Origin of the sequence: Tissierella sp. (genome assembly GCF_052089545.1) — a bacterium.
Lineage (GTDB): Bacteria > Bacillota > Clostridia > Tissierellales > Tissierellaceae > Tissierella_A.
In genome coordinates this window covers 3,158-16,139 of record NZ_JBQDAA010000031.1, presented here as the reverse complement: position 1 = coordinate 16,139, position 12,982 = coordinate 3,158, and the positions used below count along the sequence as shown (strand labels likewise).

11 protein-coding genes and 2 pseudogenes are annotated in these 12,982 nt (G+C 31.1%); 12 read left to right on the top strand and 1 reads right to left on the bottom strand.

The window, feature by feature from the left end; translation table 11 throughout:
- Positions 1 to 31: 31 nt before the first annotated feature.
- The 9 genes and pseudogenes from ACTHW2_RS04130 to ACTHW2_RS04090 all read left to right on the top strand — a co-directional run.
- Positions 32 to 706, top strand: a pseudogene (locus ACTHW2_RS04130) (phosphoribosylformylglycinamidine synthase subunit PurQ); the annotation flags it as partial.
- Positions 707 to 725: 19 nt separating this feature from the next.
- Positions 726 to 1,205, top strand: coding sequence for a 5-(carboxyamino)imidazole ribonucleotide mutase (purE, locus tag ACTHW2_RS04125; protein WP_442262481.1), 480 nt, complete (start codon positions 726 to 728; stop codon positions 1,203 to 1,205).
- 12 nt (positions 1,206 to 1,217) lie between these two features.
- Positions 1,218 to 2,573, top strand: coding sequence for an amidophosphoribosyltransferase (gene purF, locus ACTHW2_RS04120; RefSeq protein ID WP_442262479.1), 1,356 nt, complete (start codon positions 1,218 to 1,220; stop codon positions 2,571 to 2,573).
- Positions 2,564 to 3,592, top strand: a complete 1,029-nt coding sequence (gene purM / locus ACTHW2_RS04115; protein WP_442262478.1) for a phosphoribosylformylglycinamidine cyclo-ligase — start codon at positions 2,564 to 2,566, stop codon at positions 3,590 to 3,592. Before purF ends, purM begins: the two co-directional genes overlap by 10 nt.
- Positions 3,586 to 4,212, top strand: coding sequence for a phosphoribosylglycinamide formyltransferase (gene purN / locus ACTHW2_RS04110; RefSeq protein ID WP_442262476.1), 627 nt, complete (start codon positions 3,586 to 3,588; stop codon positions 4,210 to 4,212). Before purM ends, purN begins: the two co-directional genes overlap by 7 nt.
- Positions 4,209 to 5,731, top strand: a pseudogene (gene purH, locus ACTHW2_RS04105) (bifunctional phosphoribosylaminoimidazolecarboxamide formyltransferase/IMP cyclohydrolase). The gene purN and the pseudogene purH overlap by 4 nt, the downstream one beginning before the upstream one ends.
- 14 nt (positions 5,732 to 5,745) lie before the next feature.
- Positions 5,746 to 7,002 (top strand): phosphoribosylamine--glycine ligase, encoded by a 1,257-nt coding sequence (purD, locus tag ACTHW2_RS04100; protein WP_442262474.1) that lies wholly within the window; start codon positions 5,746 to 5,748, stop codon positions 7,000 to 7,002.
- Positions 7,003 to 7,112: 110 nt separating this feature from the next.
- On the top strand, positions 7,113 to 8,783 hold the full coding sequence (locus ACTHW2_RS04095) for a formate--tetrahydrofolate ligase (RefSeq protein ID WP_442262472.1): 1,671 nt from the start codon (positions 7,113 to 7,115) through the stop codon (positions 8,781 to 8,783).
- Positions 8,784 to 8,867: 84 nt separating this feature from the next.
- The gene (locus ACTHW2_RS04090) at positions 8,868 to 9,167 is read left to right on the top strand and encodes a YerC/YecD family TrpR-related protein (RefSeq protein WP_442262470.1); all 300 of its coding nucleotides are present in this window, start codon (positions 8,868 to 8,870) and stop codon (positions 9,165 to 9,167) included.
- Between the two features lie 6 nt (positions 9,168 to 9,173).
- Here the strand turns inward: ACTHW2_RS04090 and ACTHW2_RS04085 are convergent, their stop codons facing one another.
- Positions 9,174 to 10,010: a glycerophosphodiester phosphodiesterase family protein gene (locus tag ACTHW2_RS04085; RefSeq protein WP_442262469.1), complete on the bottom strand. Its 837-nt coding sequence runs from the start codon at positions 10,008 to 10,010 to the stop codon at positions 9,174 to 9,176.
- A gap of 353 nt (positions 10,011 to 10,363) precedes the next feature.
- Here ACTHW2_RS04085 and ACTHW2_RS04080 point away from each other — a divergent pair, with 353 nt between their 5' ends.
- From ACTHW2_RS04080 to ACTHW2_RS04070, 3 genes are all read left to right on the top strand, one after another.
- The gene (locus ACTHW2_RS04080; protein ID WP_442262467.1) at positions 10,364 to 11,086 is read left to right on the top strand and encodes an EcsC family protein; all 723 of its coding nucleotides are present in this window, start codon (positions 10,364 to 10,366) and stop codon (positions 11,084 to 11,086) included.
- Between the two features lie 103 nt (positions 11,087 to 11,189).
- Positions 11,190 to 11,819 carry a metal-dependent transcriptional regulator gene (locus ACTHW2_RS04075; protein ID WP_442262466.1) on the top strand — a complete coding sequence of 210 codons (630 nt, stop codon included), beginning with the start codon at positions 11,190 to 11,192 and terminating at the stop codon, positions 11,817 to 11,819.
- Positions 11,820 to 11,853: 34 nt separating this feature from the next.
- On the top strand, positions 11,854 to 12,982 hold a 1,129-nt coding region (locus ACTHW2_RS04070), incomplete at its 3' end, for an NTF2-like N-terminal transpeptidase domain-containing protein (protein ID WP_442262465.1).

Sequence of the window (12,982 nt, the reverse complement as noted above, 5' to 3'; positions counted from 1 at the left end):
TGGAACACATTGAGAATATACTTTAAAAGACTCATTTAGAAGAGCTGGAGGTCAAGTTGATACATTTGTCTTTAGGCTTTCAAATGAAAAGAACTTTAAAGATTCTTTACAAAAGTTTAGAGAAAAAATTAGAATGAGTCAAATATTAGCTTTTCCTCATGGAGTAGTTTTTGGAGGAGAACCTAATGGTGGAGGAAAACTTCTAAAATATATCTTAGATAGACCTGAAATAAAAGAAGAAATGAATAGATTTTTAGAAAATACAGATGGGCTTATTTTAGGTATTGGTGAAGGTTTCCAAACACTTTTAAAATCTGGTCTTATAGTAGGAAAAGGTGGCATACTTCTTCCAAATAAAGAAGGAGGATTTATATCTACCTTTACAGATATAGAAGTAAAAGATGATAGCTCACCTTGGTTTAATAGTATGAAAAAAGGTCATATATATTCAGCACCTATAGGAACTTATGAGGGAAGACTATTTTTAGATAGTGATGTAGAATTAGATAGGAGTCAAATAGCTACAAGATTTATAGGTAAAAACCCTACTGGATCCCATGGAAATATAGAATCGCTTACAAGTTTAAACGGTAGAATACTTGGGACTACAAGCAATATAGATCGTATAAAAAAAGATTTGTATAAAAACATAGATATTAGGGGTCAAATGAAAATATTTGAATCTGGTATTAAATATTTTGACTAATAAAAGGAGATGAAGAGTTATGAAGGTAAGTATAATAATGGGAAGCATTTCAGATGAAAAGATAGCTAAAAAAAGTATAGGTATTTTAGAAAAATTTGATATACCTTATGAAGTTGAAGTTATATCAGCTCACAGATCACCGAAAAGAGCAGTTGACTTTACAAAAAATGCAGAAGAAAATGGAACAGAAGTTATAATAGCTATAGCAGGAAAAGCAGCTCACCTGGCAGGAGTTTTGGCAGGCCTTACTACACTTCCAGTTATAGGTATTCCAGCAAAGTCTTCTACAATGGATGGGCTTGATTCTCTACTTTCTGTAGTGCAGATGCCAAAAGGAGTTCCAGTTGCAACTGTTGCAATAGATGGAGGAGAAAATGCAGCTATACTTGCAGCTCAAATACTTTCTCTTAAATATGAAGAAGTAAAGGATAAGATAAAGGATTACAAGCTTGAGATGGAAAAAGGCGTAGAAAAGATGAATAGTGAATTAACACTATAAGGAGGAAAGATTTTGAGCGGAGTATTAGGTATATACGGTAAAAATGTAGAAAAAATTTCTCAAATGATGTACTACGGTCTATACGCTCTACAACATAGGGGTCAAATAAGTACTGGAATAGCAATAAATAACAATGGTTTTATAGATTACTATAAAGATATAGGTCTTGTAAATGAAGTATATGAAGAGGATGATCTAAAAGGCTTAAGAGGAAATATAAGTATAGGTCAGGTTAGATATGCTTTTTCCGATGAAGGAATCGATAAAAAGAATATAGAACCATTAGTTATAGGATATAAAAATGGAGCACTTGGAGTAGCTTATGATGGAAGTATTGCAAACTATTGCACTTTAAAAGAAGAACTAGAAGAAAAAGGAAGTATATTTCAGACTGATTTAGATTCAGAAGTAATAGCAAATTTAATAGCAAGAGCTGGTAAAAAGGATATAGTTGAAAGTGTAAAACTAGTATTGGAAGGCTTAGAAGGTTCCTACGCTTTAGTCCTTATGACAAAAGATAAACTTATAGCTGCAAGGGATATCTATGGAATAAAACCTTTATCCCTTGGGAAAATTGGAGATGAGTATGTTGTATCTTCAGAAACTTGCGCATTTGATACACTTGGGGTAGATTTTGTAAGAGATATAGAGCCAGGTGAAATGATAGTTATAGATAATAATGGTATAGAGAGTATATTTAAAAAGAAAGAAGCTAGAAGCTTTTGCGCATTTGAATCTATTTACTTTGCAAGACCAGATAGCGTTATAGATGGAAGGAGTATATATTTATCTAGATTAAATATGGGAAAAACACTATTTAAAGAGGCACCTGTCCATGCAGACATAGTAATAGGAGCACCAGATTCTGGTATTATAGCTGCAGTTGGTTTTTCACAAGCTTCAAATATTCCATATACTATAGGACTCATAAAAAATAAATATGTAGGTAGAACTTTTATAAGCCCTACAAAAGAACTTAGGGAAAAAGGCGTAAGAATTAAATTAAATGTCTTAAAAGAAAATATAAAAGGACAAAGAGTAGTTCTTGTAGACGACTCTATAGTAAGGGGAACTACTATAAAAAGAACTGCTCAAATGCTAAAAGAGGCTGGAGCTAAAGAAGTTCATATAAGGATTGCATCACCTTCTGTAACTCATTCTTGTCATTTAGGGATGGATACACCTAGTAGGGAAAACTTAATAGGTGCCAATAAAACTGTGGAGGAAATAAAAAAGGGAATAGGGGTAGATTCACTTTATTATCTTTCACTTGAAGGACTTTTAGACTCACTAGGAGATAGGGGATTTTGCACAGGATGTTTAACTGGAGTTTATCCAATAGGAAAGGATGGGAAAAAATGTCTTTAACATATAAGGATTCGGGAGTAGATAAGGAAGCAGGATACAAACAAGTAGAACTTATAAAAAAATCTATAAAAAAGACTCATTCAGAAAATGTACTTTCTAATATAGGAGGATTTTCAGGACTTTTTAAACTAGATAGTGGGGGGATGAAAGAACCAGTACTTGTTTCTGGTACTGATGGAGTAGGTACAAAGCTAAAACTTGCATTTATGACAGATAGGCACGACACTATAGGGGAAGATCTTGTTGCCATGTGTGTAAATGATATACTCTGCCAAGGTGCTAAACCACTATTTTTCTTAGACTATATAGGGACAGGAAAACTAAAACCAGAAAAAATGGCCCAAGTTGTAGAAGGAGTATCAAATGGATGTATAAAGGCAGGATGCTCTTTAATTGGAGGAGAAACAGCTGAAATGCCAGGCTTTTATAAGGACGGAGAGTACGACTTAGCGGGTTTTTGTGTTGGTCTTGTAGATAAGGGAAAAATTATAGATGGGAAAGATATAGAAGAAGATGATGTAATCCTAGGTCTTCCTTCAAGTGGGATTCACAGCAATGGATATTCTCTTGTTAGAAAGATTGTTTTTGAAAAAGAAAATATGGATTTAAATGAAAAAATAGATGGACTAGAAGGGACTTTAGGAGAAGAACTTTTAAAGCCTACTCGTATATATATAGACCCAGTATTAGACTTAAGTAAAAGATTTGATATAAAAGGACTTGTTCATATAACAGGTGGAGGATTTTACGAAAATATACCTAGAGTACTTCCACAAGGACTTACTGGACATATAGATACTACAAAGATAGACACACCACATATATTTAATCTTTTAAAAAAATGGGGAAACATGGATGAAAAAGAGATGTATTCTACCTTTAATATGGGTGTTGGAATGATTATGATAGTAAAAAAAGAAGATCTAGAAGATGTAGAAAACTTCCTAAAAGAAAAGGAAGAAAAGTTTTATAAGCTAGGAAAGATTAAAAAGGGAAATGAGGGAGTAGTTTTATGCTAAAGATAGGAGTTCTTATTTCTGGAGGAGGGACAAACCTCCAGGCTTTAATAGATAATACTCTCAATGGAAAGATTGATGGTGGTATCGAATTAATAATCTCAAATAAGGATAGTTATGGTTTAAAAAGAGGAGCTAAGGCAGGGATAAAAAACATATATATTGAAGCAAAAGACTATACTAGTGAAGAACAATATAACTTAAGATTAATGAAAGAGTTTAAAAAAAGTGGTGTAGATTTAATAGTTCTTGCAGGATATTTAAAGATACTTTCTAAAGACTTTATAAATGAGTTTAAAGATAGAATAATAAATATTCATCCTTCTCTCTTGCCTAAGTTTGCCGGGAGTGGATATTATGGTAAAAAGGTTCATAAGGCAGCTCTTGAATCAGGAGAAAAATATACTGGTGCGACCCTTCACTTTGTAGATGAAGGAGTAGATACAGGTCCTATAATTTTACAAAAAAAGGTCAAAGTAGAAGATCATGATACGGTAGAAAGCTTACAAAAGAAAGTTTTAAAACTTGAACATGAGATAATAGTTGAAGGGGTCAAACTATATTCTCAAGGCAAGGTAAAAATAGATGGTGAAAAGGTAAGTATAAATAGGGGGAAAAGATGAAAAGAGCACTTATAAGCGTTTATGAGAAAGAAGGTATAGTGGAATTTGCGAAAGAACTCCAAAGTTTAAACTGGGAAATTGTATCTACGGGTGGAAGTCTTAAAATGTTTAAAGATGCTGGAGTAGATGTAATAGATGTAGAAGAGATAACTGGTTTTCCAGAAATATTGGACGGTAGGGTAAAAACTTTAAATCCATTTATCCATGGTGGTATTCTTTATAAAAGGGGAGAAGCCTCTCACGAAAAGACTATAAAAGATATGGATATAGGCTCAATAGATATGGTAGTAAACAATCTTTATCCATTTGAAGAGATGCTTAAAAAAATTCATCCATAGAAGATATGATAGAAAATATAGATATAGGTGGTCCTTCTATGATAAGGGCTGCGGCTAAAAATTATAAGGATGTAATAATAGTTACCGATCCAAGTGACTACACAAATGTTATAGATATGTTAAAGGAAGAGAAGTTAGATGAAAGTTTCAGGATGAAACTTGCTAAAAAAGCCTTTAGCTATACTGCTTACTATGATTCTCTTATATCAGGATATTTCAATAGTCTAGATGAAGATAAGTTTCCGGAAAGACTAACACTTACATTTGAAAAAGTAGACAAGTTAAGATATGGAGAAAATCCTCATCAAAAGGCTGCATTTTATAAAGAAATAAAAGAAGAAAAAGGAAGCCTATCAAATGCTAAACAGCTTCATGGTAAGGCACTTTCTTTTAACAATATAAACGATTCAAACGGAGCTTTAAAAATACTTAAAGAATTTAAAGAGCCAACAGTGGTAGGAGTAAAGCATGCCAACCCTTCAGGTATAGGAAGTGCTGCTACTATTGAAAAGGCTTATGAAAAGATGTATGAATGCGATAAAGAGTCTATTTTTGGAGGAATAATAGCTTCTAATAGAGAAATAAATGAAAAAACTGCCAAATATATTGGGGATATATTTATAGAAGTAGTTTTAGCACCAAGTTATTCAAAAGAAGCTATAGATATATTGACAAAAAAGAAAAATATTAGACTTCTTCAAATAGAAGGTGTAGAAAAAAACAAGTATGATGAACTAGATTTAAAAAAGACTATGGGAGGTCTTTTAGTTCAAGAAAGAGATGAGATACTTCTAGAAGAATATGAGATAGTGACGAAAAGAGAGCCTACAAAGGAAGAATTAGAAGATCTTTTATTCGCTTTTAAAGGGGTTAAACATATAAATTCAAATGGTGTAGTTATAGTTAAGGACAAGGCTACAATTGGACTAGGACTTGGGGAAGTCAATAGGTATTGGGCAAGTAAAAAGGCTATAGAAAGAAGTGGAGACGAGATAAAAGGAAGTGTCTTAGCATCTGATGGATTTTTTCCTTTTAAAGATTCTATAGAAGTCTTAGGAAAAGCAGGAGTAAAGGCTATAATTCAGCCGGGGGGATCTATAAGGGACGGTCAAGTAATAGAAGAAGCAGACAAACATGGTATAGCTATGATTTTCACTCATATCAGGCATTTTAAACATTAGGAGGAAAAGTGGATATGAAAATATTAGTAATAGGTAGTGGGGGAAGAGAACACGCACTTTGTTGGAAGATAAGTCAGTCTAAAAAAGTAAAGGAAATATTTTGTGCACCTGGAAATGGTGGAACAAGTGAACTTGCAAAGAATATAGATATAGCTGCAAATGATGTGGACGGACTTTTAGAATTTGCCTTAAAAGAAAAGATAGATCTAACTGTAGTAGGACCAGAAGAACCTTTAACACTTGGGATAGTAGATAGATTTAAAGAAAAAGGGTTAAAGATATTTGGACCAGGCAAAAAGGCAAGTCAGCTAGAAGCTAGTAAAAAATTTTCTAAAGAGATCATGAATAAGTATAATATACCTACTGCAAAATATAAAAGTTTTACAGATTTTAAGGCTGCTAAGGAGGCTTTAAAAGAGTTTAACCTACCTCTTGTTATAAAGGCAGATGGGCTATGCCTTGGTAAGGGTGTTTTTATATGCCAGACATATAGTCATGCAGAAAAAGTCTTAAAGGATATATTAGAAGATAGATGTTTTGGAGATGAGGGCGAAAAGATAATAATAGAAGGATTTTTAAAAGGTATAGAAGCATCTCTTCTATGTTTTGTATCTGGTGATAAAATAATACCTATGGAAAGTGCTAAAGACTATAAAAAGATAGAAGAAGGCGATGAGGGCTTAAATACAGGTGGAGTTGGAGTATATTCTCCTAATGAAGTAGTAACAAAGGAATTAGAAGAAGAGATAAAAAATGGTATATTAAAAAATATAAGCAGGGCTCTGAGAGAAGAAGATCTTCAATATGAAGGAATTCTTTTTATAGGATTTATGATAGATGGTAAAGATACTAATATATTAGAATTTAATGTAAGATTTGGAGATCCTGAAACTCAAAGTATACTTTTAAGACTCAGAAGTGATTTAGTGGATATACTCCTAAAGACAATAGATAAAAGTTTAGAAGAAGAAGATTTAATCTGGGATGAAAGAGCCTCTGTTTGTGTAGTAACTACATCTTTGGGATATCCTTTAAAATATGAAAAAGGATTTGGCATAGATGGTTTAGATGATTTAGATGAATCTATTATAGTTTTTCATAATGGGACTAAATATGTAGATAATAAACTTAAAACAAATGGTGGTAGAGTTTTAACAGTTTCAGCATTGGGTAAAGATATAAATGTGGCTAGGGAAAAAGTATATGAAGAGTTAAAAAAAGTAAGCTACAAAAATATTTATTATAGGGGAGATGTTGCAAAGATTAATTAAATAGGAAAACCTTTTAATATTTTAAAGCTTTATGGTATAATGATAAATAATTGGATTATTTTATCAAAAATTGCAAATGAAACATTTTAAATTTAAAGGAGGTAACTCATTTGAAGACAGATGTTCAAATTGGTCAAGAAGCAAAAATGGTACACATTGATGAGGTAGCAAAACAGGTAGGAATAAACGAGGACGATTTATTACATTACGGAAAATATAAAGCAAAAGTATCTTTAGATGTACTCTCTAATAAAAAAGATCAAAAAGATGGAAAGCTTGTACTTGTAACTGCAATAAACCCTACTCCAGCTGGAGAAGGAAAGACTACAACAAATATTGGACTTTCAATGGGACTCAACAAGATTGGTAAAAAGGCAGTCACAACTCTAAGAGAACCTTCCTTAGGACCAAGTTTTGGTATGAAGGGTGGAGCAGCTGGTGGAGGATATTCACAAGTAGTACCTATGGAAGATATAAATCTTCATTTTACGGGAGATTTCCATGCTATAACTGCTTCACATAATCTTATTTCAGCACTTTTAGACAATCATATACATCAGGGAAATAAGCTTAAAATAGATACAAGAAAAGTAGTTTGGAAAAGAGTACTAGATATGAATGATAGAGCTCTTAGAAATATAGTAGTAGGACTTGGAGGAAAGGCAAACGGAGTTCCAAGAGAAGATGGATTTGATATAACAGTAGCTTCTGAAATAATGGCTATATTCTGTTTAGCTAATGATATTGAGGATCTTAAGCAAAGAGTAGGAGAAATTATAGTTGCTTATAACACCGATGGAGAGCCTGTAACTGCAAAAGATTTAGATGCACAAGGAGCAGTAGCTCTTATTATGAAAGATGCTATGGCACCAAACCTTGTACAAACGCTTGAAAATACACCAGCACTTATTCATGGTGGACCCTTTGCAAATATAGCTCATGGTTGTAACTCTTTAATTGCAACCCAAATGGGATTAAAAATTGCAGATTACACCGTAACTGAAGCAGGATTTGGTGCAGACCTTGGAGCTGAAAAGTTCTTTAACATAGCATCAAGATTTGGTGACTTAAAGCCAGATGCAGCTGTTATAGTAGCAACTGTTAAAGCTTTAAAATATAATGGTGGAGTTGACAAAAAGAATCTAGGAGATGAAAACTTAGATGCCTTATCTAAAGGATTTGCCAATCTAGAAAAACATATAGAAAATGTTAACAAATTTGGCGTTCCAGCGATAATAGCTTTAAATAAATTCCCAACTGATACAGAAGAAGAAGTAAAGTTTGTATTGGATAGCTGTGAAAAACTAGGCGCTAAAGCAGTACTTTCAAATGTATGGGCAAATGGTGGAGACGGCGGAGTTGAAATGGCTAAGGCAGTAGTAGATGTATGTGAAAACAAACCATCTGACTTCAAAGTACTCTATGATGTAGAAAGTAGTATAAAAGAGAAAATTGAAACAATAGCTAAAGAAATATATGGAGCTGACGGAGTAGACTTTACTAAAAAGTGTAATAAAGAGATTGCTAATCTAGAGGAATTAGGATTAGATAAGATGCCAATATGTATGGCTAAAACTCAATATTCACTTTCAGATGACCCTACTTTGTTAGGTAGACCAAGTGGATTTAGAATAACAGTTAGAGAAATCAGAGTATCTAAGGGTGCAGGCTTCTTGGTTGCACTTACAGGTAATGTTATGACTATGCCAGGACTTCCTAAGGTTCCAGCAGCTAACAAAATGGATATATTACCAAATGGAGAGATAGTAGGACTATTTTAAATAAGAAAGTTGGGCTTTTGCCCAATTTTTTTATAGTTCTATTATAATAAACTAAACTATTAATGGATAAAAGGACGTGTATATATGGAATATGAATCAAGGATAAAAAGTGAGCAAATAGATAAGTTTTGTGAGGCCATACTTACTTTAGAAACTATGGAGGAGTCTTATAGATTTTTTGAAGATGTTTTTACTATAAAAGAGATTGAAACTGTAGCACAAAGGCTAGAAGTTGCAAAACTTTTAAAAGCAAAAAAGACTTATACAGAAATAGAAGAATCCACAGGAGCTAGTACAGCTACTATAAGTAGAGTAAACAGATCTTTAAATTATGGAGTAGATGGATATAAAACAGTATTTAAAAAACTTGGTATAGAATATTAAAAGACACTAAAATCTTTTAGTGTCTTCTTCAGGTATAAAACTATCAAATATAAAAATATTAAAATCATCTAAGTTATCTTTTAAAGTTTGATGACTTTTAATAGTATATGCCGCAGTTATTGGATTGTAAAGTATTTTACATAAATTAAAACTAAACATATTTTTATATTTATAATTAAAAGCTAAAAAATCAGGTTTTGATAGAAAATTTGTCATGAAGTTTTCTAAAATAAAATCTTTAACTTTTTTACAAACTGAAAGATCTTTTTTCTTAGAACATGTTGCAAGTTGACCTCTAATAATATGAGGTCTATTTTTTTTATACCATCTAAGAACTAGTGGATTAAAAGATTCTATAGCATAGATTCCAGTATAAGTATCTAATAAACTTGCAATATATTTTAATTCACTTATATCTGTAGTTTCATTTTTTATTTCAACTATTAAAGGAACTCTTCCATCTACTAAGTCTAAAATTTCTTTAAATGTTGGTAAATATTGATCTGATTTAAAGAGTTTTAGTTTTTTTAGTTCTTCTAGTGTAAGAGTTTGTATTTTATTTTCTAAATTACAAACTCTTAAAAGACTCTTATCATGAAAAATTACTGGTATTTTATCTTTTGTAACCTGGATATCAAGCTCTATGCCATATCCTTTTTCTACAGCCATTTGGAATGCTAGAATTGAATTTTCAGGATTTTTATCATCATTATTATGAATGCCTCTATGAGAATAGTAATGATTTAAAAGAAAATTTAAATCTCTTTTTTTATTTGGTTTTATACTAAAAAGATACATTAAAAACAATAAAGTTAAAAAGCTTATTATATATATTGAATACATATTCATTCTCCTTTAGGTTAAATCATCAAAATTAAAGTTATCTATTACGGTTTTTAATTAGCTTAAAATCATCATGGTTAATCTAATATTAAAGAAAGGAGCTTATCTTATAATTGCTAAAATATTCATACCTCTCAAATCATATCCCTACAAAAAATTATAATTTAATTATAATATATCCTTATTTGAAATTACTTTATTATACTTATCATATTTAGGGTATATAATCTTATATATACCCTAAATATATATAATACTATATTTTTATAGATATAGTTAATATATGATAAAATAGTATATAAGAAACTAATAGGATTTGTAATAGATTTAATAATTTATTATAAAGATAAGAGGTGTTGGTTATAGAAGACTATAATAAAAAAGCATTAAAGGAATTAAATAGATGGAAGAAAAAGATGAGAAAGTCTCCCTCAATTATAAATAGAGTTTCAAAAAGTACACAGAAAGGATTAAATGATATTTTACCTGAAAAATATCATCAAATATTAACCTTAGCCATAAAAAACATGGTAAAAGTTGTATTAACGGGATCTAAATATACAACTAAAAGAACATTCAATTTCCTTAGTTTAGAAAAAAAAGAGATATTAGTAAAAAAGAGATTAAAGTTTTATAAAAGAGCTGCAATGGTAGAAGGTATTGGAACCGGTGCAGGCGGCATTGCAATGTCTTTAGCCGATTTTCCGCTACTTCTTACTATAAAAATTAAATTTTTATATGATATTGCTTCTATTTACGGTTTTGATATAAGAGATTATAAGGAAAGACTTTATATTTTAAATATATTTCAATTAGCATTTTCAAGTCAAAAGAGGGGTAGGGAAGTGTTTTTGAATATGGAAAATTGGGATGAGTACTCAAAAGATTTACTTGAGAATATGGATTTTGATCAATGGAGAGAATTTCAGCAAGAGTATAGAGACTATCTAGACATAGCAAAACTTCTGCAGATACTACCGGGAGTTGGAGCTGTAATAGGTGGATATACGAATTCTAAACTTTTAAGAAAACTTGGAGAAACTGCAATAAATTCTTATAGAATGAGATTATTATAAAAGAAAAAATTCTTTAAGAAATAAATTAATATATGATTAAATTTAAGAAAGTAATATTATATATTATATTTAAAAAGACTTAATATTTAAAGGAGGCTAAAAAGTGACTGGAAATAGAGAAGACTATATAAAAGCAATATATGAGCTTGGGGGAGAAAAAAATAGAATAGGGACCAAAGATATTGCATCAGCCTTAAAGATATCGCAGCCTTCAGTATCTGAAATGCTTAAAAAATTAGTAGAAGAAGGGTACATTGAATATAAAGTATATAAAGGTGTCAAACTTACAGAAAAAGGAAGAAAAGAAGCTCTTCATATTAAAAAAAGACATCTTCTTTGGGAAGTGTTTTTAGTTGAAAAGCTTGGATATGATTGGGAAGATGTACATGAAGAGGCAGAAGTATTAGAACATATAACAAGCCCTCAACTTGAAGAAAGGCTAGAAAAATACTTAGACTATCCTACAATATGTCCACACGGTACACCTTTAGAAGATGATAGCTATATTTTTAATGCAACTTCTTTAGATAGTATGTTAGAAGGAGAGAATGCTATTATAAAAAGATTGGAAGATGAAAAAGGAATTTTAAGATATTCAAAAATGATGAGTCTAAATATTGGTGATACTATTAAAATAATAGATAAAGATTTAAAGGGAAATATTATAATAGAAAAAGATGGAGAAAATATAGAGATTCGGGAAGATTTGGCTAATAAGATATATGTAAAATAATTATTTAATAGTTTTAAAAGGAAAAGGTGATAATGTGAAAAGAAAGAAAATCTTAATGCTACTATTTACTTCTATAATGACTATGTTGATATTTACAGCTTGTACTAGTCAGACAGCTGAAGATAGATTTAAGGAGTATAAAGAAGCTTGGGAAGATAAGGATTATCAAACAATGTATAGTATGATATCAAAAGATTCTAAAGAACATATAAGTAAAGATGATTTCATAGATAGATATACAAATATATTTGATGGTATAGGGGCAAAAGATATAGATATAAAGATAAAAGAAGATGGAGAGGGTAAAGAAAATATCCTATTTACTTTAAAAATGGATACCTTAGCAGGAGAGGTCTTATTAGATACTTATCAGGTTAAAATGATTAAAGAAAAAGGTGAAGATAAGAAGAATTGGTTTATAGATTGGAGTGAGAGTCTCATCTTTCCTCAAATGGAGAAGGAAGACAGTGTAAGAGTTGGGATTTTAGGGGCAAAAAGAGGAGAAATTTACGATAGAAATGGAAAGGGTCTTGCTATAAATGGATCTAGATATAGTGTAGGTATTTATCCTGCAGAATATGAAGATATAAATAATGAAAAGCTTACTAATTTACTAGACATAGATGAAGAAATGATAAGTGACAAACTATCAAGAAATAAGGACCCAGAACACTTTATTCCAATAGTTAAAATACCTCTAGAAGATAAGGAAAAGTTAAATAAACTATTAGAAATAAAAGGAGTCATATCTCAGGAGGTGGAAGAAAGGGTTTATCCTGGAGGAGAAGCTTTTGGTTCCTTAATAGGTTATATAAAGCCTATAACAGCAGAAGAACTAGAAGAAGATGAAGATGATATATATCACAATACAAGCCGCGTAGGAAAGTTTGGATTGGAAACAGTTTATGAAAAAGAACTTCGTCCAAATGACGGTAAGGAGATATATATTTCTAAAGTAAAAGATGGCCAAGAATTAGAAAAGATTGTATTGGCAAAGACAGAGGCAAAAGACGGCAAAGATTTAAATGTAAATATAGATATAGACCTTCAAAAGAAAATATATGATGAATTAGATGGAGAAGTGGGAACTTCTACTGCAATAGACCCTAAAACTGGCCAAGTTCTTGCCATGGTTAGTTCACCTTCATTTGATTCAAACCTAT